Here is a 24,332-nt window from a genome sequence, read left to right on the forward strand (position 1 = left end):
TTGCTGTAACTACTGTGTTAAATCGTTTGTGCGAAAAAGCGGTTTACGGCAGGATACCCCGCGCTAAGCCAGCAGGGGCGTCGCGACGTTCCAGCGGTGCGTCCCGGTAAGCGCTGGCGGTGCGCATTAACAATAATAAGTGGAGAACCTGAATGACTGTAAGTACACCAATGATGGTGACCTTTTGCGTCTATATCCTCGGCATGGTGCTGATAGGTTTAATTGCATACCGGTCTACGAAAAACTTTGATGACTATATTCTGGGTGGACGCAGCCTGGGCAGCGTGGTGACTGCGCTCTCTGCCGGTGCTTCCGATATGAGTGGCTGGCTGCTGATGGGGTTGCCGGGCGCTATCTTCCTTTCCGGGATTTCAGAAAGCTGGATCGCCATTGGCCTGACCATCGGTGCTTATCTTAACTGGAAAATTGTCGCGGGCCGCCTGCGCGTGCAGACAGAACACCATGATAATGCGCTGACCTTGCCGGACTACTTCTCCAGTCGGTTTGAAGATAATAGTAAAATGCTGCGTGTTATCTCCGCTCTGGTCATTTTGGTGTTCTTCACTATCTACTGCGCCTCCGGCATCGTTGCGGGCGCTCGTCTGTTTGAAAGCACCTTCGGCATGAGTTATGAAACAGCGCTGTGGGCCGGGGCCGCTGCAACCATCCTCTATACCTTTGTGGGTGGCTTCCTGGCAGTAAGCTGGACCGATACCGTACAGGCCGGGCTGATGTTCTTTGCGCTGATCCTGACGCCGGTGATAGTGATTTTTGCCGTAGGTGGACTCAGCGACTCGCTGCAGGTGATCCAGGCGAAAAGCATTGAAAATATCGATATGCTTAAAAACCTTAACTTCGTGGCGATTATCTCTCTGCTGGGTTGGGGACTGGGCTATTTCGGGCAGCCACACATTCTGGCGCGCTTTATGGCGGCAGACTCTCATCGCTCCATCCGTTCTGCCCGCCGTATCGGTATGGCCTGGATGATCCTCTGCCTGTTGGGTGCGGTAGGCGTCGGCTTCTTTGGCATCGCATACTTCCAGAATCATCCTGATCAGGCTTCCGGCGTCTCGGAAAACGGCGAGCGTATCTTTATCGAACTGGCCCGCATTCTGTTCAATCCGTGGATTGCCGGAATTCTCCTGTCAGCCATTCTGGCGGCGGTGATGTCGACTCTTAGCTGCCAGCTGCTGGTCTGTTCCAGCGCGCTGACGGAAGATTTATATAAAAACTTCCTGCGTAAAAATGCCTCTCAGCGCGAGCTGGTATGGGTAGGACGTCTGATGGTGCTGCTGGTGGCAGTCATCGCCATTGCCCTGGCAGCCAACCCCGATAACCGCGTGCTGGGTCTGGTCAGCTATGCATGGGCAGGCTTTGGTGCCGCTTTTGGCCCGGTTGTGCTGTTCTCGCTGATCTGGAAACGCATGACCCGCAACGGCGCACTGATTGGTATGATTGTCGGTGCGGCAACCGTGCTTATCTGGAAGCAGTACGGCTGGCTGGATCTGTATGAAATCATCCCTGGCTTCCTGTTTGCCAGCCTGGCGATTTTGATTGTCAGCCTGATGGGCCGTGAGCCTTCTGCTGCTGCGCAACAGCGTTTCGATGCGGCTGAAGCGGAATATAACGCAGATTAATCGCGAGTTGATCGGGCGACGCTCTGCCGCCCGATCACTGTTTGCTGGGAGCTGATGCGGCCCAGCCTGTTGATGAAATTTCTGCCGCGCGCCGCCATTTCTGGCGCAAGTAAATTTTTGCCACGCGCCGCCATTTCTGGCGCAAGTGAATTTTCTGCCGCGCGCCGCCATTTCTGGCGCAAGTAAATTTCCTGCCGCGCGCCGCCGCAACCTGGCACCGCTGAAAATTTTTATTCTCGGCTTTTTATCCTTCTGACGACGCATTTTGCCTGGCACAGACCCAACCGTTTTCTGGCCCTAACTGAACCGCGCTTTTTTATTCACCCAACCAGCACAGCCCTGCTCGCAGAATGTGAAAATAGTCGCGCCTGCTCTTGTGTTTTTCTTGCCGATAATGATAATCGATATCGTTTTGATTTACGTTTCTTTACCCTGGCTGAATGGCTTAATTCTTTGAGGTCCTGAAGATGTTCGTCCCGTTTCTCATCATGTTACGTGAAGGGCTGGAAGCCGCGCTGATAGTCAGCCTGATTGCCAGTTACCTGAAGCGGACCCAGCGCAGTGAGTGGTTTGGCGCCATGTGGGTTGGCGTGTTTGTTGCCGCTACCCTGTGCCTGGGCGTGGGCTATTTTATCAACGAAACCACCGGTGAATTTCCGCAAAAAGAGCAGGAGCTGTTTGAAGGGATCGTGGCGGTTATTGCCGTGTTCATCCTGACTTATATGGTGTTCTGGATGCGTAAGGTCTCCCGTAACGTCAAGGCTCAGCTGGAAGAGGCGGTAGACAATGCATTGCAGAAGGGGAAAAGCAGCGGCTGGGCGCTGATTATGATGGTGTTCCTGGCCGTAGCGCGTGAAGGGCTGGAGTCGGTCTTCTTTCTGCTGGCCGCTTTCCAGCAGGATGTGGGGATCGCGCCGCCGATTGGGGCCATTCTTGGCCTGGCTACTGCCGTGGTTTTGGGGATGCTGATCTACTGGGGCGGCGTGCGCCTGAATCTGGCTACCTTCTTTAAGTGGACCAGCCTGTTTATTCTGCTGGTGGCCGCTGGTCTGGCGGGGGGCGCTATCCGTGCTTTTCATGAGGCGGGATTGTGGAATCATTTCCAGTCGATCGCCTTTGATCTCAGTAACACGCTCTCAACCAGTACGCTGATCGGCACGCTGCTGGAAAGCATGCTGGGCTATCAGGAGTCGCCAAGCGTCAGCGAAGTCGCGGTCTGGTTTATCTATTTGGTTCCCGCACTGCTGCTGTTCTATATGCCGGTGCGTTCTCAGGCTGCTGCATTCCACACCACGCGTTAAGCTTTTGTCCGTGCCTGACTACGGGCACGTTAACTTTTACAGGGATATTTACTTATGACTCTTCGTTTTCGCCGGCATGCGCTGGCCGCGCTCGTTACCCTGCTGACTGGCTCAGCCACGGCAATGGCTGCAGATATTCCTCAGGTTAAAATCAGCGTTAATGACCGTCAGTGTGACCCGATGACGGTCACCGTTAATGCCGGTAAAACTCAGTTTATTATTCAGAACAACAGCCAGAAAGGGCTGGAATGGGAAATTCTGAAAGGCGTGATGGTGGTGGAAGAGCGTGAAAATATCGCGCCTGGCTTCACGCAGAAACTGACCGCTAATCTGGAAGCGGGGGAATATGACCTTACCTGCGGCCTGCTGAGCAACCCGAAAGGCAAGCTGATTGTGAAAGGTGCCAGTGCCCCGTCGGACGGTAAGCCAGATATCATGCAGTTAGCCGGACCTGTCGCTGACTATAAAGCGTATGTTACTCAGGAAGTCGCGGAGCTGGTCGCCAGCACTAAAGCGTTTACTGATGCGGTAAAGGCAGGGGACATTGAGAAAGCGAAAGCGCTCTATGCGCCAACCCGCCGCCACTACGAGCGTATTGAACCGATCGCTGAGCTGTTCTCAGATCTGGACGGCAGCATTGATGCCCGTGAAGATGATTACGAGAAGAAAGCGGAAGATCCTAAATTCACCGGATTCCACCGGCTTGAGAAAGCGCTTTGGGGCGATAACAGCACCAAAGGCATGGAAACCTATGCAGCGCAGCTGAACACTGACGTGCTGGATCTGCAAAAACGCATCGCCGGACTCGCCTTCCCGCCGGGTAAAGTGGTAGGCGGCGCTGCCGGTCTGATTGAAGAAGTGGCCTCAAGCAAAATCTCGGGTGAAGAAGATCGTTACAGCCGTACCGATCTGTGGGATTTCCAGGCAAACGTTGATGGTGCACAGAAAATTGTGGAGCTGCTGCGTCCGATGTTGCAGAAGGCCGATGCGCCGTTGCTGGCGAAGATCGATGCCAACTTCAAAAAAGTAGACAGTATCTTGGCAAAATACCGCACTAAAGAGGGTTATAAATCCTACGACTTGCTGACTGATGCTGACCGCAACGCGATGAAAGGCCCGATCACAACGCTGGCTGAAGATCTTTCTAAACTACGTGGAACACTGGGACTGGATTAACTGTAGATGGCAAGGCAACCTGTTGACGACGCGGCCATGCCGTCGCGCCGTCGTTTATTAAAAGGCATGGGCATCCTCAGCGGTGCCCTTGCAGTGACTGGCGGCTGTCCGGCTCATGCCGCCCCCGACGACAAATCCTTCTCGCCGGGGGCGTTATCGCCAACTGCCCGGCAGGAGGCCCAACCGTTTTATGGCCTGCATCAGGCAGGCATTACCACTCCGCAACAGGCCGCGATGATGATTGTGGCCTTTGACGTGCTGGCAACGGATAAAGCGGATTTGGTGCGTTTATTCAGGCTGTTGAACGATCGTATTGCCTTCCTTACTCAGGGCGGTAAAGCGCCACTGGTCAGCAATCCTCGTTTACCGCCAATGGATTCCGGCATTCTTGGGGAGGAGATCTACCCCGATAACCTGACGATAACGGTCTCTGTGGGCCATTCGCTGTTTGATGAGCGCTATGGCCTTCAGCCGCATAAGCCGCACAAACTGCAGGCAATGACCCGCTTCCCTAACGATTCGTTAGATGCCAGGCTCTGTCATGGCGACCTGCTGCTGCAAATCTGCGCCAATACCAACGACACGGTGATCCATGCTCTGCGGGATATCATCAAACATTCCCCAGATTTACTCAGCGTGCGCTGGCGTCGTGAGGGTTTTATCTCGGACCATGCTGCGCGCAGTAAGGGGAAAGAGACGCCGATCAACCTGTTAGGCTTTAAGGACGGAACGGCGAATCCGGACACGACCAATCAACCCCTGATGGACTCTATTTTGTGGGTGACGCAAGGGCAGGGGGAACCCGCGTGGGCCGTGGGAGGCAGCTATCAGGCCGCCAGAATCATTCAGTTCCATGTTGAGTTCTGGGACCGGACGCCGTTACGGGAACAGGAGACCATTTTTGGCCGGGTAAAAAAGAGCGGCGCGCCGTTAGGCATGCAAAATGAGCATGATGTGCCTGATTATGCCAGCGACCCCGACGGCAACGTCACGCCGCTGGATGCGCATATTCGTCTGGCCAATCCGCGAACATTGGAAACGCAGAGCAATTTAATGTTGCGGCGTGGCTATAGTTATTCGCTGGGCGTCTCTAATGCCGGTCAGCTTGAAATGGGCCTGTTATTTATCTGTTATCAGCATGATTTAGAAAAAGGTTTTCTCAGCGTGCAAAAAAGACTGAACGGTGAGGCGCTTGAGGAATACATTAAGCCGGTTGGCGGAGGCTATTTCTTTGTTTTGCCCGGCGTTCCTGACGATAAGCATTATCTCGGCCAGTCTTTACTTGAAGCCTGATCGTTAACGTCTGCGCCTTCTGCCTCTCCCTGAGGTGGAAGGTTATTTTTTAATCAATATAGCCGCCTGCCTGTGTTCCCTGCTCTCCTCACGCTTTTCCGAATCAGATTAATGATTAAAAAATTCCTAACCCGCTGAACAGGCTTAAAAAATTTTTAATTTTCCGCCACCTGCTGGCAATAAATTCTGAGATTGCTACGCTTGACGTAAAATAGATGTTGCTTTCGAACTGAGGTTTGTAGCACTTTATTAACAGCGGTAGAAAGAAGTGTTGTCAGATTCACTACGGAGATCGCGAATGGTAAAGTCCTTTAACGGACATCAGTACGACAAAAAAAGTTTCGCTGCTTTATGCGAGGGCGATTCTTCCCCAACAACTTTCTCAGTTTTCTATTCTAACGGCCAACTTACGATAAATCCCGACCGGTGCACAGCTGCGCTTATGCCAGGCTATGCGCCTAATCTCTGGCCAGACAAGGCTTAAAAGGAAGCCACCGAAACCTCTAAAGCGTTCACGTAATCGCATCGATTTCAGATGCGGGAAATGAAACCAACTGTAAGGTGTCACTATGGGAAGACAGAAAGCAGTGATCAAAGCTCGTCGTGAAGCAAAACGTGTGCTTCGTAGCGATTCACGCAGTCATCGTCAGCGTGAAGAAGAATCGGTCACCTCGCTGGTGCAGATGGGTGGGCTGGATTCAATAGGGATGGCGCGTGATTCGCGCGACTACACGCCCATTGAAGCCCGAAATGAAGCTCAGGCGCACTATCTCAAAGCCATAGAGAGCAAACAGCTGATCTTCGCCACGGGCGAAGCGGGCTGCGGTAAAACCTGGATCAGCGCAGCGAAAGCGGCTGAAGCCCTGATTCATAAGGATGTTGACAGGATTATTGTTACGCGTCCGGTGCTTCAGGCGGATGAGGATCTGGGCTTCCTGCCCGGAGATATCTCCGAGAAGTTCGCCCCTTATTTCCGGCCAGTGTATGACGTTCTGGTTAAACGTCTCGGTTCTTCCTTTATGCAGTACTGTCTGCGTCCCGAAATCGGCAAGGTGGAGATTGCTCCCTTCGCTTATATGCGTGGACGAACCTTTGAAAATGCCGTGGTGATCCTTGATGAGGCGCAAAACGTCACCGCCGCCCAGATGAAGATGTTCCTGACTCGCCTTGGGGAAAACGTCACCGTGATTGTCAATGGCGATATCACCCAGTGTGATTTGCCATCGCATGTTCAGTCAGGCCTCAGCGATGCCCTGGCGCGTTTTGAGGATGATGACATGGTAAGCGTGGTGCGTTTCGGTAAAGAAGATTGCGTCCGTTCACAGCTCTGCCAGCGAACGCTGCTTGCTTACGGCTAACCGTAAAAAAACTGACCAGGCCCGGATGAAAATCCGGGCTTTTTTTATGCAAGTCTCTACTTTCGCTCAGACTTTCTCTTTAAATAAAGCCTGAACTTTCGCTCAGACTTTCTCTTTAAATAAAGTCTGAACTTTCGCTCAGACTTTCTCTTTAAATATGGCGGTGAGAGAGGGGGATCACGAGGCACCTCCATGTGCCTCGCCTTTCAGGCAGCAGAGCTGTGCAAAACGGCTCTCCTGCCGTTTTGTCGAACCCTGTCGAGGCTTCTCACCCCTCTCTCCGGTGTAGCATGCAAAAAAAAAGTCTGAACTTTCGCTCAGACTTTCTCTTTAAATATGGCGGTGAGAGAGGGGTTCGAACCCTCGATACGTTGCCGTATACACACTTTCCAGGCGTGCTCCTTCAGCCACTCGGACACCTCACCGTATTGTTTTACTGCGCCGTCCCAGGGGGCGACGGGGCGCTACTATAGGGAGTAGAAGGCGCCCGGTCAAGCATATTTTTCTTTTATTCTATCGGCTTAAAGGCGGTGCTGGCAGAAAAGCGTGCGGCAAGCCCTTGTCATCATACAGAAATGCCTCTGACACAAAACTATCATGGTTGTGTCGCAAACTGGCTCCCTGAAATCTTTGGCAAAACTTCATCATGGAGCATCGAGTTAATGAAATATAAAAGTCTGTTCACTCTCTCTCTTATCGCTACGGTTATCTCCTCCACCGCCTGGGCAGATGTTGCGGCCTACAGCCGCGCCGCGCAGGGTGATATCACGCAGCCTGGTGGGGCACGCCGCCTTACAGGTGACCAGACTGAAGCGTTAAAAGCTTCTCTGAACAGCAACACGGCTAAAAACGTTATCCTGCTGATTGGGGATGGCATGGGAGATTCAGAAATCACTGCGGCACGTAACTATGCCGAAGGGGCAGGCGGTTTCTTTAAGGGGATTGATGCGCTGCCGTTAACGGGCCAGTACACGCACTACTCGCTGGATAAGAAGACGCACAAGCCTGACTACGTTACCGACTCTGCCGCTTCGGCTACCGCCTGGAGCACCGGCGTGAAGTCTTACAACGGCGCGATTGGCGTGGACGTTAACGGCAAGGATCACCCAACCCTGATGGAAATGGCGAAAGCAGCAGGAAAAGGCACCGGCAACGTTTCAACAGCAGAGCTTGAAGACGCCACGCCAGCCGCGCAAATCGCCCACGTCACCTCGCGCAAGTGCTACGGACCAGAAAAGACCAGTGAGCTTTGTGCCGCCAATGCGCTTGAGAAAGGGGGGAAAGGCTCCATCGCCGAGCAGCTGCTGAATACCAGAGCAGACGTTACGCTGGGCGGTGGCGGCAAAACGTTCAGCGAAACGGCAAAAGCGGGTGAATGGCAGGGAAAAACCCTGGAAGAGCAGGCCAAGCTGCGCGGTTATCAGTGGGTGAATGACCTGGAGGGCATGACCGGGGTGACTGAAGCCAGCCAGCAGAAACCGGTATTGGGCCTGTTTGCGCAGGGGAATATGCCTGTGCGCTGGAAAGGGCCAAAAGCCACTTATCACGGCAACGTTGAGGGCAAACCGGTGACCTGTGAAGTGAATAATGAGCGTCCCGCTTCCACGCCAACGCTGGCACAGATGACCGATAAGGCGATTGAGCTGCTGAGCAAAAATGAGCACGGCTTCTTCCTGCAGGTAGAAGGAGCTTCAATTGATAAACAGGATCACGCAGCCAACCCATGCGGACAGATCGGAGAAACGGTCGATCTGGATGAGGCGGTGCAGAAGGCGCTGGAATTTGCCCGTAAAGAGGGAAACACGCTGGTAATTGTGACCGCAGACCACGCGCACTCCAGTCAGATTATCGCTAACGACAGCAAAGCGCCGGGTCTGACCCAAACGCTGAACACCCGAGAGGGCGGCCTGATGACCATCAGCTACGGCAACTCAGAGGGAGAATCGCAGGAGCATACGGGTACACAGCTTCGCGTTGCGGCTTACGGCCCTCACGCCGCCAATGTCGTAGGCCTGACCGACCAGACCGACCTGTTCTATACCCTGAAAGCAGCGATGGATATCAAATAGCATTTTGACGTGCAGGGGAGCTCATTGTGCTGAAGATCGGCTCCCTTTTTCACATCATTTATCCTCATCCATCCCGACCGAAACGCTTTTAATTAATCCTGCATGCTACTTGTTATCTTCTGCTGCGCCTGTTTCTGTTTATTCTGTTCCGCTTCTTTACTGCCAGAACTCGCTGATGGCCGCCAAAGTCCGGGGGGAATGGTCATTATGGTATTCAACAATGTTTGCAGTGGATACATTAAGAGAACCGTTCACGGAACCCTCTCACCCTACTTTTTAAACGGCGATATATCAGCTGAAATTAAGCACACTTTTTTAATTTGTTTCACTTAAATTCGCGTGAATTAAAGAGCATTTGCATTAGCCGCAGATAATCGAATCACTTAAGCTAAATTACAGAATATATATCATTTTTTCTTATTTAATGGATGTTTTATGATTGTTTATTGATAACACTTTCACATAAGATCCTTACGGATTATTTACAGATTAGCGCGCTTATCATGATGATTAATTACCGTGTAGGGAAACAGTGGTCGTGGCTTTTTGCCGTGTATATAACGGCTGCCGGTGCAGCGCCGCTTAGCCCGGCCGATCGCGATCAGCTGCAAATACAGCAGCAGAATATGTTACAGAGCAATCAGCTTCAGCGCGACGAACTGCAGCGCAGTGTGCAGCCAGAAATCTCAGATAAGGTTACCCATGACCAGAGTGCGGGTCCCTGTTTCCTTATCAAAAAGATCGTTATTAATAACGCCTCGTTACTTTCAGCAACAGAGAAAAAAAGAGTCACTGCGCCCTTGCTGGGCCAGTGTGTAAATATTGCTCAGATTGAAAAATTAACACGCGATATATCTGACTGGTATCTCTCCCGCGGGTACATTACCAGCCGGGCTTTTATTCCTGAACAGGATATAAACAGCGGCATTTTAACGCTCTCCGTACTGGAAGGACGCTTACAGCAAATACGGCTGGATAAAGGTTCTTCAACTCAGTTGAAAATGGCTTTCCCACGACTTGAAGGCGGTATCCTTAACCTGCGTGATATAGAGCAGGGGATGGAGCAAATTAACCGTCTCCGTACCACGCCGGTTCAGATTGAAATCCTGCCGGGTGATACCCCTGGATTTTCAATTGTTAATCTCACAGCGACGCCGGAATTCCCCCTGACGGCTGCCCTTTCTTTTGATAATAGTGGTCAGAAAAGCACCGGCGTGGGACAGGTGGCCGCTTCTTTAACCGCTAACAATCTGCTGGGGATTGTCGACCAGTGGTTTATCAGCGGCGGACGCAGCAGCGCCTTCTCCTCTTCCCGCAATGCACGCAATCTGCAATCAGGAGTCAGTGTGCCTTATGGCTACTGGCTGATGAATTACAACTATAGCTGGAGCGACTATCGCAACCGCTTTGAGAATAACAATTTTAGCTGGCTCTCTCATGGCGACAGTCAGATCCATCGTGCCACCGCTTCCTGGGTCGCCTTTCGTAACGGCCAGAGTAAAACGGCGTTAGTAGTCGGAATAGATCACCGAATCAGCCGCAACTGGCTGAACGATACGCTTCTTGAGAGCAGCAGCCGTAAACTGACCAGCCTCCAGTTCGGCCTTAACCATACGCAGAAAATGGCCGGAGGCGTTGCCACTTTTAACCCGATGTTCAGCCATGGCGTCTCCTGGCTGGATGCGGAGAGCGATAGTGGTAAAAGCGACGATCTGCCCAAAGCTGATTTCCGCAAATGGAGCCTGAGCAGCAGCTTCCAGCGCCCGCTCACCCAGAACCTCTGGTGGCTGAGCAGCGCCTATGGTCAGTGGTCACCCGACCGGCTGTATGGCAGCGAACGCCTGACCATTGGCGGCGAAAGCTCGGTTCGGGGTTTTAAAGAACAGTACCTCTCCGGCGATAACGGCGGCTATTTACGTAATGAGCTTAATTACGCGTTATTCACGCTGCCTCTGCTGGGTCAGATTAATGGTTTGCTGGCGCTCGATGGCGGATGGCTGGAGAGCGACCGCTACGATCGTGAATCTTCGGGCACTTTATGGGGTAGTGCCGTAGGCCTCACCTCAGGTAACAGTTACTTCGCCACACAACTCACCTTAGGCCTGCCGGTGAAATATCCCGACTGGCTTGGGCCCGATCGTCTCTCCGCTTATTACCGCATTTCTCTGCTCTTTTAAAAGGCAATGATTATGGAAAATCGACTTCATCCACTGCGCACTTCCCAACGTCTGCTGAGCTATCTGGTCTGTGCGCTGATTGCCTGGCAGCCGCTGTTGCCGGCGCTTTCCGCTACCATGACGCCCGTTACAGCCGGAACCAAACTGGATAAAGCAGCGAATGGGGTACCGGTTATCAATATCGCTACGCCAAACGGAGCCGGCATTTCCCATAATCAGTTCAAAGAGTATAACGTCGGCAAAGAAGGGGTAATTTTGAATAATGCCACCGGTCAGCTGACGAAAACGCAGCTCGGGGGATTGATTCAAAACAACGCCAACCTGAAGGCGGGGCAGGAAGCAAAAGGGATTATCAACGAAGTCACCGGCGGCAGTCGTTCACAGCTTCAGGGATATACCGAAGTGGCGGGGAAAGGTGCCAACGTTATCGTTGCTAACCCTTATGGAATAACCTGTAACGGCTGCGGTTTTATCAACACACCCAACGTAACCTTAACCACTGGTAAGCCGCAGCTCGACGCAAAAGGCAATTTGCAGTCGCTGGAAGTAACCAGGGGGACGATAACGGTTGAAGGGCAGGGAATTGACGCCAGTCAGTCGGATGCGTTGTCAATTATCTCCAGGGCAACCGAGGTCAATGCCGCTATCCATGCCCGTGATTTAAAGGTGATCGCCGGGGCTAACCGTGTAGCGGTAGACGGCACTTCTCAAGCCATTGCGGGAGAAGGCGCGGCGCCACGTGTTGCGGTAGATACTGGCGCGCTTGGGGGAATGTATGCCAACCGTATCCGGTTAGTCTCCAGCGAAAAGGGTGTTGGGGTAAACCTTGGCGATCTGAATGCGCGTCAGGGCGATATTTCTCTTGATGCCAGCGGAAAAATCACGCTGAACAAAAGCCTCAGTAGCGGTGCGCTTGAGGTCAGCGGGCAGAGCATCGTCCTTAATGGGGATAATAAAGCTACCGGTCAGGTAGCGCTGAATGCCGCGCAGGATATCACGCTGGCGGCAGGCACAGTGGTCAGTGATGAGACTATCAGCCTGACGGGTAACGGTAAGCTGGCTGTGAGCAACGGTAAGCTGACTGCGGGGAAAAATATCCAGCTCAACGGCGGCGATCTGCTGGTTGATAAAACCAGTGCCGGTAATGCCGCGGGCGATATCCAGCTGACAGCGCAAAAACAGATTGATAACGCCGGTCAGCTTACGGCTGGCAAAGGCCTTTTATTAAAGGCGCAGCAGGCGCAGAACAGCGGTGCGCTGGTAGCAAAAGCGGCTCAGCATATTAATGCTGATGCCGTGATCAATAAGGGCCAACTGGTAGGCGACAGCCTGAGCGTAACCACCCACACGCTGGCTAACAGTGGTGAAATGCTGGGGGGCGCACTCACTGAAATCAACACCGATCTTTTACAACAAAGCGGTACGCTGAGCAGCCAGGGCAGTACGAAAATCACCGCTGATTCGCTGGATAACCGGGCGGGCGGCGCAATAACCGCGAAAGAGTCGCTGGTGACAGCCAGCAACAAGCTGGTAAACCAGGGCACGCTCTCAGCTCCGGAGTTGACGCTGAACAGCACTCAGATTGAGAACAATGGACTGATTCAGGGGAACGGCCTGCTGACAATCAGCAGCAATCAGCTCACAAACCAGAGCCAGGGCATCCTCACTTCTGCCCATGATTTTGCCCTTAATCTGCCCGATCTGCATAACAGCGGCTTGATAACCAGTGACGCTGCGCTCGCCTTCAGCGGAAATAGTCTGGTTAACTCCGGTGAAATCAGCGCCGCCAGCCTCACTGCCAGTAACAGCAGCCTGATTAATCAGCAGGATGGCCTGCTGCTCTCTGATACGGGCATGCAACTGAATCTGCAACAGCTCACGAATAATGGGCAGGTAGTGGCCAGCGCGCTGGAGATTACCGCTGCCGGCGTGAACAATAGCGGTCTGCTTCAGGGCAGCGGGGCAGTTCTCGTCAGCGGCGAGAATGTGACTAATGCCGGGACTTTGCTCAGTGGCGGGCAACTGGCGTTGCAGGCGAAAACGCTGAACAATCAGGGGTTATTACAGGGGCAGCAGCTGACGCTGAAGTCAGAGAGCTGGCAAAACAGCGGTAACGCGCTGAGTGAAAAAGAGGCGGATTTAAGCGCAAACAGCCTGACTAACTCGGGCAAGATCCTCGGCCAGCAGGGCATTCAGCTACAGAGCGACACCACTGATAACCAGGGCTGGCTGATTGCGCAGGTGCTAACGCTGCAGGGCGATTTAATCAACAGTGGCCTGATCCAGGGTAACGACTCGCTGGCGCTTGACGGCAAAAATTTGCGTAATCAGGCCACAGGTCAGTTACTCAGCGCTGGTGCGCTGACCCTTAACGGCACAACGCTGACTAATCTGGGAACCCTACAGGCCGATCGGCTAACGTTGACTGCTCAAAACTGGCAGAACGATGGCAGTACACGCGCCGCTTCACAACTTAAGGCGCAGGTTAGCGGGAGTGTCGGTAACAGCGGCAGCCTGCTGAGCGAGCAGGGGCTGACGCTGCAGGCCAGCGAAATTCTTAATCAGGGCACCCTTGCGGCCGATCGTCTGAACCTGAGCGCACCGCTGTTAACCAATGGCGGCCTTTTACAGGGCAACAGCGAGCTGACGCTGAACACCACTTCTCTCACTAACCAGGCTGATGGAAAACTGCTTGGCGGCGGCACCTTAAACCTGATGCTGGAGCAGATAAATAATGACGGGCTGCTACAGGTTAATGATGCGCTGAATATCACCGGCAGTCAGTTCACCAACAACGGACGGGTGCAGGCTGACACTATCCTTACCCATCTTAGTGACACGCTTACCAACGGCTCTGACGCACAACTCCTGGCGCAGCAGCAGGTGGATATCAACGCGCGCAAAGTGAATAACCGCGGCACCGTTGCGGCAAACCAGCTTAAGGTAAGCGGTGACGAGTTAATAAATAGTGGCCTGCTCCAGGGCGATGAGTCACTGACAGCCCACTTCCAGCAGCTCAGTAATCAGTTGGGCGGACAACTCCTGAGCGGAGGGGAGCTGACCGTGACCGGCGGCAGCGCCAGCAATGACGGCAGCTGGCAGGGCGACCGCCTTGGTTTTGAACTGACCACTCTGGCTAACCGGGGCGCAATCACCGGCATCCGTTCCCTGAATGGCGGCGCCAGCAGTGAACTGAACAACAACGGGACTCTGCTGAGTCAGGGAGCGGCTGACCTTTCTGCCCCAACCTTGCTGAACAGCGGTAAAATCATGGCCAGCGGCCTGACGTTGCAGGGCGGTACGCTGAACAACAGCGGGTTGTGGCAGGGGAGTGACTCGCTGGCGGTGCAGGCGGAGAGCCTCACTGTCGGCACAGCGGGTAAGGCGCTCTCTGGCGGCGCATTAACGCTTAATGCCGGACAACTCACCACTTCCGGTACGCTACAGGGAGAGAGGGCGGAAATCACTGCGGATAGCTGGCAGCAGCAGGGATCTGTTTTGGGCAGCGGTGAGCTTACGGCCAGCGTGAGCGGAGAGCTGCGTAATACCGGCGATCTGTTAAGTCAGGGCGAGGTGCTGATCGGCGCTCAGACTCTGACCAACAGCGGCTCGCTGCTCAGCAGTCAGGCGATGACGCTGACTGGAGGTAAGTTAACCAACAGCGGAGCCATACAGGGAAAAACAGTGACGCTGAGCCAGGCAAATGTGATCAATCAGGGCAGCCTGATTGGGTTACAGGCGCTGACGCTGGCCGCACTGCCGCAGATGGCAGGAAGTATGATCAGAATGGCCCTGGCTGCTCCGGCGCGTGAGCTGGTAAACAGCAGCGCAGGAACGATGCTGACCCAGGGCACGCTGACAGTTAAGGGTGGCACGGTAACCAATAACGGCAGCTGGCAGGGACAGCAGATCCTGCTGGAAGCCGGGCAACTGATCAACAACGGCTCAATTCAGAGTGCCGACGGACTGCAACTGAACCTCACTGATAAACTCACTTCGAACGCAGGCAGTAAAATCACCGCCAATGGCGCGGCAGCGCTCCAGGCGCTGGCGCTGACCAATCAGGGGCAGTGGATTGCGAAATCGCTGAAGCTGACGGGTTCCGCACTCAATAATAACGGTGACATTAGCGGTGTTGACTCCCTGACGGTAAAACTTGATGGCGGGTTTACGCAGCAGCAGAATAAAACGCTGCTTTCGGCAGGGAAGCTTACGCTTGAGGCCGCCTCGGTGACCAACTCCGGCAACGTTCAGGGCCAGGAAGTGACCCTGACCAGCGGAGCGGTGAATAACAGCGGTCGTATGCAGGGGGATAATAACCTGCTTATGACGCTCAGCGGGCGCATGACCAATAATGCCTCCGGCACGCTTGTCAGCCAGAAAGCGCTGACGTTAACCACGCCGGAACTCTATAACTACGGGCTGATTCAGAGCGGCGCGACCAGCACCATTAAAGCCACCGGCCTTGCCAGTAATAGCGGTAAGCTGCTCTCTGGCGGCGAGCTGACGCTCAACACGCCACAGCTGACAAACAGCGGCTGGTTCCAGGCGACGCGGCTCATTTTGAATGCGGCAAACGCGGCAAACAGTGGCACGCTGTTGGCAGATCAACAGGCCACCCTCAGCGGCTCTACCCTTAACAATCAGGGAAGCGCGCAGGGGGCAAATCTTGCAGTCAATTATCAGCAGCTCACCAACAACGGCACGTTGCTGGGAACGCAGCAGCTAAACGTGACAGCGTCACAAGTTAACCAGCAGGCAGCCGGTAAACTCTTTAGCGGCGGCACGCTGATAGTAAACAGTAACGGATTCGATCAGCTCGGCCAGGTCGTGGCCCTGGGCGATGCAACGCTGAAAATCATTAACGCCTTTACCGCTAAAGGAATACTTGCTGCCGGCAACCGTCTGAGCGTCAGCAGCAATGGCGCGCTGGAAAACCAGGGCACCATGCAGGGGCAGGCGCTGACGGTTAGCGCGAGTGGCTTGCTGACCAACAATGGCCAGCTGACCAGCGGCAGTGGTGACAGCAACCTGAGCGGCAGCGGCATCATCATGAATGGCAATGGCAGCCTGCAGGGCGGCGGCAACCTGACGCTGACCAGCCGCAGTGACGTCACGCTTAATGGCTTTACGGGCACGCGTGGAAGCCTGACGATTAGCACTCCAGGCAGCCTGGTGAACACAGCGCTGCTCTATGCGGCGAATAATCTCTTCCTTTATGCAAACAGTATTCAGAATAAGCGGGGCGATATTCTCGCTGGCAACAACCTTACGCTTCAGCGGGACGCGGCGGGCAACGCGAATGGTGAGGTGGTTAATACTTCCGGCACCATTGAGACGCAGCAGGGTGATATTACGGTTAATACCGGGCATTTGTTAAATACCCGTGACGGTTTACACGTTACGGAAAGCAGTACTTCCGCACCGGCCCGCGCTGGCGTGGGCGATACCACGATGAAAATCACCATCTGGGATCTGGCTGTAGGGGATTATGGTTATTACACGGTGAGAAAGACGACTGAGAGTGGTGGTGGTTGTGCTGGAGCCGATGGCGGATGTTCGAGCCATACAACAGTTAAGGATTATTACGCCCCCACAGAAGAAGCCGCTACTCAGAGATTTGCGCTTTCAAGTTCCACGGTAGACGTTGTCAGTAACGGCGGGGCCGGTCGTATCTCATCCGGACGTAACATGACAGTCCAGGCGGGGAGTCTGGAGAACCAGGCCAGTGACGTTCTCGCAAAAGGCAATATTACGCTTTCCGGTAACCAGTTAAACAACCAATCCTGGCAGGCTGGCACACAGAACGATGTTCTGGTTTATCAATATCAGGGTGCCTTAGCCACAGGTACTATTGGTGAAGAGAGAACGCGTAACGCCACAAAGGGTAGCGAATTTACTTACACGCTTGTTGGCCATGAAAATACCTTTACTCCTGGTGAACTCTACCGCGCCGTGATTCAGGCGGGCGGCAATGTAAGCGCCAGCTTCAGCGGTGATATCAGCAACAGCAACACCACGGCCAATGCCGGATGGAACGGCAATACCCTTGCCGCGCCAACGGTAAACGGCCTGAAATCAGTCAGCCAGTCGGGCGCGCTTCAGCGCCAGCAGTTATCTGCTTCAGATTATGCTGCTGTCAACACACCGCAGTGGCACGACCAATTGCAGGATGCTTTGCGCCAGGTAAACAGCGCCGCTGGACTGGAAGCCGCAGCATCGCCACAAACAGCGCTGACCGGCCATTCATTAACAGGAAAAGAGAGTGCGGATCTGGGGGAAAATACCTCGCTCGCCGATATTCGCGCCAACAGTCAGGGTGCGTCCGGGTTGCAGACTCCTCAGGCAAGCCCCGTTGATCTCAGCGCCTACCCTTTGCCCTCTGGTACGAATGGCTACTTTGTAGCAACCACAGACAGTAAAAGTCCTTATCTTATCGCCGTAAACCCCAAGCTTGACGGCCTGGGTAATCTGGACCCCAACCTGTTCGGCGATCTCAATGCCCTGCTGGGCATCCATCCTGCTGCTGCCCCGCAGGAAACCCGCACGCTCTATACCGATGAAAATGCCTTTCTCGGCTCATCTTATCTGCTCGATCGCCTCAGCCTGAAGCCAGAGTATGACTACCGTTTTCTGGGCGATGCCGCCTTCGATACGCGCTATGTCAGTAATGCTGTACTTAGCGAAACGGGCAATCGCTATATCAACGGTCTTGGGTCAGATTTAAATCAGATGCGTTATCTGATGGATAACGCTGCAGCCACGCAAAAATCGTTGGGGCTGCAGTTTGGCGTGTCACTCAGTGCCGATCAGGTTGCCTCACTGGATAAGAGCATTATCTGGTGGGAGGCGGCCACGGTAAACGGCGAGATGGTGATGGTGCCAAAGGTTTACCTCTCGGCGAAAGATGCCGATCTGCATGAGGGCAGCGTGATTGCCGGTAATAACGTTACGCTCAATGGCGGCAACGTCATCAATAACGGCAGTACGATAAGTGCTCAGAATGCGCTGAAGGTCGACAGCCAGAACTCCCTCAGTAATCTCAGTGCGGGTCTTATCCAGGCGGGCGGCGACCTGCAGCTGAGCGCGCTGAATGATATCAATAACGTCAGCTCAACGATTAGCGGGAAAACCGTGGCGCTGGAAAGCGTTAACGGAGATATCAATAACCTGACGACTTCTCAACAGTGGCAGCTTGATGCCCACAACAGCAAGGGCATGAATCTCTCATTCAGCGAAACGTTGAACGGAGCAACTGCTGCCATCACCGCTTCAGATTCGCTGAGCCTGAAAGCAGGCAATGATATTAACGTTACCGCCGCCACGCTAAGCGCCGGAAATAACCTGCTGATGGATGCCTGGCATGATATTGCCATTGCTGGCAACCAGCAGGTGGAAGGCGGCGCCCAGTCGGGCTTCAAAAACGGCTGGCAAAAGAAAGAGGCAACCGCCACGCTCACAACCACTACGCAAGGCAGCCAGATTTCCGCAGGCGGCAATCTCGCCATGCAGGCGGGCAATGACCTGGACGTTACGGCCAGTGCCGTCAGCGCAGGGGGTAACGCCACGCTTGGTGCAGGTAATGATATCAACCTGAACAGTGCGTCCACGACTCAGAACAGCCAGAAGGGCAAAAGTGAATCGCATGCGAGCGGACTGGACCGCACCACGTTAACCAGCGGCAACGATTTGCTACTGAAAGCAGGTCGCGATCTGAACAGCGATGCAGCAGGCATGGCAGCGGAAAATGATATAGCTCTACAGGCAGGACGCGATCTTAATCTGCTGGCCGCAGAAACCCGCTCCGGCAACAGCTATAAAGCCGGTAAGAAAGTGGAAATCAACGATGCTGTACGCCAGCAGGGCACGGAAATTGTCAGCGGTGGAAATACTCAACTGATTGCCGGCCATGATCTTAACAGCGAAGCCAGCACCATCACTGCCAAAAAGGATCTTTCAGCTCAGGCCGGACACGATGTGAATATCACTGCGGCGACAGAAAGTGATTATGCCTATCGGGAAGAAACAAAAACCAAAAAGGGTCTGTTCAGCAAGAAGACCACCCACACTATTAAAGAAGATAGCTCAACCGTCGAAAAAGCCTCACAGCTGAGCGGCGATCGCGTTTCGATCATCGCGGGCAATGACCTGACGGTAAAAGGTTCCTCTGTGGTTGGCGAAAGCGATGTTGGCCTGAAAGCGGGCAATGACCTTACCATCGCGGCGGCAACGGAAAACCAGACCAGCTACCGTCTGAGTGAAACCAAAAAGAGCGGCATGTTCAGCGGCGGCGGCATTGGCGTCACCTTTGGCAGCGCCTCTTCAAAACAGCAGCTGAAGCAGGATGGCACCACTCAGAGTCAGAGCGCCAGCACGATAGGCAGCACCGGGGGAAATGTCACTCTGCTTGCCGGACATGATGCGCATGTGGCTGGTTCAGACGTGATTGCAAAGCAGGATATCAGCCTGGTGGGCGGATCGGTTACTATTGATCCGGGCAACGACACGCTGACCCGCCGTCAGCGTTATGAGCAGAAGCAGAGCGGTCTGACGCTTCAGCTTACCAGCCCGATTACCGATGCGCTGCTGAGCCTGGGTTCGCAGGCGAAAGGGGCCAGCCAGGCGGGCGACGATCGTCTGAAGGCGCTGGGCGCGGTGAAAATGCTGGAAAGCGGCTGGGCGATGTCAGGTGCGGCCAGGCAGTCCGCCACGGCGCTGGCTAAAGGTAATTTGGATGAGGCCGGTATAAAAATCGCACTCAGCGTCGGCGCCAGCAAAAGCAAATCCTCATCGGCATACAGCAGCAATACCGTCAGCGGCAGTTCGCTCAGCGGGGGCGGTAGCGTAGCAGTGGTCGCCACCGGCGCGAACGGCACCAGCGGCGATCTGACGCTGGCAGGCAGCGGTATCACCGGGAATAACGTCACGCTGGCCGCCGCGCACGACCTTAATCTGGTTGCCGCCAGCAACAATTCCGAACAGCAGAGCAGCAACAAATCCTCCGGCTGGAGCGCCGGAGTTCACGTCGCCATTGGCAAGGAAACCGGCATCGGCGTGCAGGCCAGCGGGTATGTGGCCAGCGGCGCGGAGAACGGCAACAGTACGACCTGGGTCAACAGCCGCGTCAATGCGAAAGATACCCTGACGCTCAGCAGCGGCAACGACACGCTGCTCTCCGGCGCGCAGGCGCTGGGTGACAGCATCAGCGTTAACGCGGGCAACAACCTCACGCTGACCAGCCTGCAGGACACCGATAACTACCACAGCAAACAGCAGAGCGCCAGCGGCGGCTTCAGCTTCACCTGGGGCACGATGAACGGCTCGGCGGGGCTGAGCGTCAGCACGAGCAAGGTGAACAGCGAATATGCCAGCGTCGGCGACCAGAGCGGGCTGTTTGCGGGCGACGGTGGTTATGACATCTATACCGGCAACCATACGCAGCTGAACGGCGCGGTAATAGCCTCCACGGCGGATGCGGCAAATAACCGCCTGTCCACCGGCACGCTGGGCTGGGACAGCATTGATAATCACGCCTCTTACAGCGCCAGCAGCGCATCTGTGGGCATCAGCGGCGGATATGACGGCCATGCTGCTGCGGGCCAGCAGTTCGGCGGCGGCGCGCTGCCGACTCTGGTGAACATGAGCGGCAGCGCCTCCGGCACCACGCATTCAGCGGTGGCGGATGGCACGATTACGGTACGCGACGCTCAGCACCAGGCTCAGGACGTTGCGGGGCTGAGCCACGACACCGAAAACGCCAACGGCCGCATCGACAAAATTTTCGACAGGGAGAAAGTCGACAACCGGATGGCGTTTGCGCAGGGCGTACAGGAGCTGGCAGGAAGGGTCGTCAACGACGTGAAAACCTGGCAACTGGATACGGCGGCGAAAGAGACCGCTGACCGCCTGCTGAAAGCGCATCCTGACTATGCCAGCCTTCCTCAGGATGAGCTCAATGCGCGCGTGCAGAGCGATCCTGGTTATAAAGCGGTGGCGGAGCAGTGGGGCACGGGCGGCACCTGGTCGATGGTGGCGACCGCCGTGGCAGGCGCGCTGGGCGGGCTGAGCGCCAGTAACCTCGGGGCCGCAGCGGGCGGCGCAATGTCGCCGTACATCGCTAACGCGATTAAAAAAGCCACGACAACTTACAATGCTGACGGCACGGAAAATACCAACCTGCTGGCCAACACCATGGCGCACGCGGTGGCGGGTGCGGTGCTGGCGCAGATGTCCGGCAACAGCGCCTCAGCGGGCGCGGCGGGTGCCGCGGGCGGGGAGCTGGCTGCGCGGGCAATCGTGGCGGTGATGTATCCGCACACGAACATCAGCGACCTGACGGAGAGCCAGAAGCAGATGGTCAGCACGCTGAGCGAGATGGCTGCAGGGCTGGCGGGCGGAATAGCGGCCGACTCGCCGGCAGGTGGGGTTGTCGGGGTGGGGACGGGTAAGAATGCTGTTGAGAATAACTCGCTGAGTGCTTTAGTTCAGGGTGGAAAGTTGGCGGTTGAGGGCTGCTCAAAAGTTGCTGCCTGCCGGAATGCGCTTGTTGAGAAAGGCCTGGGTGCCCTGCTTGGTATTGGCACGGCTAAAACCGCTCTGGATAATCTCTCTGCTTCAGAACAGGAATATGTATTTAACGTTGCCATGACAGGTAAGGCTGACCTGATTGAGAAACTGACGCCCGAGCAGCGAGAAGCTTACGATTACATGGTAGGTCAGGAGCAGAAAGGTTTGATCACTATCTTCCCACAACCGGATAGAGATCTGACAGGTGAGAAACTGGTTAATCCGGTTCAGGATCAAAACAAGGGAACTACGCTCACAACGCCGGATCAGTCGTATCAGCAGGGGGCGACAAATACCGGAAATACTGGTGGTATAGCCGATACTGGTGGGAATACTACAGTAACGCCGATACCAGATAGGCCAGGCAAGGATGATTTGGCTTATTTGGATAAACCTGCAAACTTGTCTCCTGAGGGCTCCGCAAGGGCTGGAGCCTTCAACGAAGCTAAAAGACAATCTGGTATTCCTGTAAGTCAAAGCCCGAGTAAAGTATACCCAAATGTTGATAGGAGAAAAAACCCTCAACCGGGATATATATATGAGTTTGATGTACCAAAACCAGGCGGTGGAACCCAGAAAGTATATATTCGTGATGATGCCGGTGGTCATTTCTTTGCAGATGACTCAAGTCAAAATAGGGGGCCACATTTTAATGATGAAAAAGGTAACCACTATGACTACTAATTATGTCAGGCGATATGCAGAAAATATAAGCATCAAAAATGATATTTGTGATTTTAGTGATTTGATTCCTGAAATAAATGGAATTTCAGCTGTAAGTTGGGAGCTACCTAATTGTTCCCGAAGAGAATTTGGTGAACGGCTGTTGAAAGATATATATACCGTTGTAACTGATGATGATTTTATCCATGTGATGGTACAGTTAGTACCAGAGCAGCCTGATAATGCGATAGTTAATTATAAAAAAACATGGGGATTAATAGGAAGCTCAGGGATAAAGGTAGATAATTTCCAGGATAAAAAATCCTTTATTGATAAGGGATGTAAGGGGCTAATTTTAGCAGGAACTTGTTGTATTGCTAGCTCTCTATGTTGTGAGATTCAGAAATTAATAAACTCTCAAGAAAAGTTGTTTTTTTCTAACTTATCACCAAACTTGAGTGAAGCTGATGCTCCTTCGGTTGGGCGGTTAACAAAATGGATTGAGAATATATTACATAACGATGGGATTATTTTTTTTCTCTTAGGTAGGTTTGATGAAAATGACTCAGAGGTTGTTGCTATAGGTAATAAGATTGCTTTGAAAAAGATTGTATAATAAACGTTTTGTTGTTGTTGAGAATAACTATCTGAGTAGCAAGCAGATAGATGCCTGGTCATCGGAAATGAAATCCTGTCAGGCTGGCGGCGGTGACTGTGGCGACATCGTTAAAAAATATGAAGAGCTGAGCACTGCCCAGCAGAAGCAACTGATAAGCGACTGTGCCAGCAGTCCGGCCACCTGCCTGCTGAAATACGGTGACGTGCTGGCCGACAGCATGGCGGTGAAACAGGCAATAGATCGGGCGATGGGCGAAGATATCCCGATCAAAATGGTCTACGATCTGACTGCGACCTGGACGCACCAGATGGACGCAGATGGGATCGTTGCCAGCAATAAAGTGTCTGAGCAGGTCATGGCGAAATATGGCCTCGATCAGACTCAGGCAGATATTATTGCGGGCGTGGCGCTAAGTGCGCTGGGTGGGGGGAGTAAGGCTGCGAGAGGCAGTGCATTGCCGACTGCAACTTCAACTACTGCCAAAAATGGTATGAATTATCAATCCAATCCAAAACATACTCCAGGGCAACCGGGTTATAGTTTTAAAGCTGGAACAGAACCAAAAAATTCGATGGATTTATTTGGTTCATCAATTGTTAGCGGAAAAACGTTACGCAAAAGATGCTGATGGTAATGTTCATCAATTTACAAATACCAATGATGGAACTTGGCACTGGTCTGGTAGTACAGGGGATAAATCAGCACCGCTAAATAAGAACACGATCCCATCAGATGTTAAAAAACAATTAGATTTGCCTAAGAAAGGGTGGTAATTATGATCTTTGGTGATCCAAATAAATTCGCGATTTTATTAGATTATGTACCAGATTGGAGTGTAGCTTCTGGATATAAAAACGGATTGTTCCACTTTATCATTACTGGGAAAATGTTTCTCAGTTATGCAAGTGTAGCGACTTTAAATGGTGATTTAGATTGCTTGTCTGATGATAATGCTTTGATTACCACACCAGAAAGTTAAGATTTATTCAAGATGGATAAATTAGAAGCTTTTACAGAAATGATGAATGTAATGCTTCCTAATTTATTAGATCCAGATGCTGAAGTGGCTGATGACTTTGAAACAGATTATCGCTATCAAGCTTCAACATATAATTTAGAAGGTGATTCATGCTATGCATTCGCCGTCAAATTCATAGATGAAGTAAGAATATTGGCAGCTTAAGTTAGTTACTTATACGGAAATGATATTGATGGTTATGAATGGATAAATTATAGCAACTTTGAAGTTCACGAAATCATCTTACCGAAGAGTGAGGTATATCAAATATTTAGCGAAGTAAGGCATCAACCTATTTAATCAAAATCCCAGCTAATCGGCTGGGACTTTTACTTTATAAGCAGAAAGTTATCTAAAAGCGTCCGCCACTAAATCGTCCCATTCGGGATCCTGCTGGACGCTTCTGCGGCGTGGCAATCACCTGAATAAATTCGGCGATCTGCTACTGCTTGCGG

General features: G+C 53.3%; 10 protein-coding genes, 1 tRNA gene and 2 pseudogenes. 11 read left to right on the top strand and 2 right to left on the bottom strand.

Features of this window, described 5'->3' with window-relative positions; translation table 11 throughout:
* Positions 1-152: 152 nt before the first annotated feature.
* Positions 153-1,637 (top strand): sodium/proline symporter PutP, encoded by a 1,485-nt coding sequence (gene putP / locus SD961_RS12745; RefSeq protein ID WP_318790728.1) that lies wholly within the window; start codon positions 153-155, stop codon positions 1,635-1,637.
* Here putP and SD961_RS12750 read toward each other — a convergent pair.
* Positions 1,634-1,819, bottom strand: coding sequence for a hypothetical protein (locus tag SD961_RS12750; RefSeq protein ID WP_318790729.1), 186 nt, complete (start codon positions 1,817-1,819; stop codon positions 1,634-1,636). The two genes, putP and SD961_RS12750, sit on opposite strands and share 4 nt — an antisense overlap.
* Before the next feature lie 285 nt (positions 1,820-2,104).
* On the opposite strand from SD961_RS12750, the gene efeU reads away from it, so the two are divergent.
* The 4 genes from efeU to phoH all read left to right on the top strand — a co-directional run bounded on the left by efeU (position 2,105) and on the right by phoH (position 6,765).
* Complete coding sequence (gene efeU / locus SD961_RS12755; protein WP_318790730.1) at positions 2,105-2,938, top strand: iron uptake transporter permease EfeU; 834 nt, start codon at positions 2,105-2,107, stop codon at positions 2,936-2,938.
* A gap of 54 nt (positions 2,939-2,992) precedes the next feature.
* Positions 2,993-4,114: an iron uptake system protein EfeO gene (gene efeO, locus SD961_RS12760; protein WP_318790731.1), complete on the top strand. Its 1,122-nt coding sequence runs from the start codon at positions 2,993-2,995 to the stop codon at positions 4,112-4,114.
* 6 nt (positions 4,115-4,120) lie between these two features.
* Positions 4,121-5,407, top strand: a complete 1,287-nt coding sequence (efeB, locus tag SD961_RS12765; RefSeq protein WP_318790732.1) for an iron uptake transporter deferrochelatase/peroxidase subunit — start codon at positions 4,121-4,123, stop codon at positions 5,405-5,407.
* A 569-nt stretch (positions 5,408-5,976) separates the two neighbouring features.
* On the top strand, positions 5,977-6,765 hold the full coding sequence (gene phoH, locus SD961_RS12770) for a phosphate starvation-inducible protein PhoH (protein ID WP_318790733.1): 789 nt from the start codon (positions 5,977-5,979) through the stop codon (positions 6,763-6,765).
* 337 nt (positions 6,766-7,102) lie between these two features.
* Here phoH and SD961_RS12775 read toward each other — a convergent pair.
* Positions 7,103-7,190: transfer RNA gene (locus tag SD961_RS12775), tRNA-Ser, on the bottom strand.
* Positions 7,191-7,427: 237 nt separating this feature from the next.
* On the opposite strand from SD961_RS12775, the gene phoA reads away from it, so the two are divergent.
* The 6 genes and pseudogenes from phoA (at position 7,428) to SD961_RS12805 (ending at position 24,042) form a co-directional block, all read left to right on the top strand.
* The gene (phoA, locus tag SD961_RS12780) at positions 7,428-8,834 is read left to right on the top strand and encodes an alkaline phosphatase (protein WP_318790734.1); all 1,407 of its coding nucleotides are present in this window, start codon (positions 7,428-7,430) and stop codon (positions 8,832-8,834) included.
* Between the two features lie 503 nt (positions 8,835-9,337).
* A complete protein-coding gene (locus SD961_RS12785; protein WP_412916679.1) occupies positions 9,338-11,011 on the top strand; it encodes a ShlB/FhaC/HecB family hemolysin secretion/activation protein in 1,674 nt (557 codons plus the stop codon).
* 12 nt (positions 11,012-11,023) lie between these two features.
* Positions 11,024-22,261: a hemagglutinin repeat-containing protein gene (locus tag SD961_RS12790; protein WP_318790735.1), complete on the top strand. Its 11,238-nt coding sequence runs from the start codon at positions 11,024-11,026 to the stop codon at positions 22,259-22,261.
* Entirely contained in the window at positions 22,251-22,856 is a 606-nt protein-coding gene (locus SD961_RS12795; protein ID WP_318790736.1) for a hypothetical protein, read from the top strand. The genes SD961_RS12790 and SD961_RS12795 overlap by 11 nt, the downstream gene beginning before the upstream one ends.
* A 16-nt stretch (positions 22,857-22,872) precedes the next feature.
* Positions 22,873-23,632: pseudogene (locus tag SD961_RS12800) on the top strand (hemagglutination protein); the annotation flags it as partial.
* Positions 23,633-23,634: 2 nt separating this feature from the next.
* A pseudogene (locus SD961_RS12805) lies at positions 23,635-24,042 on the top strand (immunity 42 family protein).
* Positions 24,043-24,332: the final 290 nt, after the last annotated feature.

Origin of the sequence: Erwinia sp. MMLR14_017 (assembly GCF_033657285.1) — a bacterium.
In the GTDB taxonomy this organism is placed as follows: domain Bacteria; phylum Pseudomonadota; class Gammaproteobacteria; order Enterobacterales; family Enterobacteriaceae; genus Erwinia.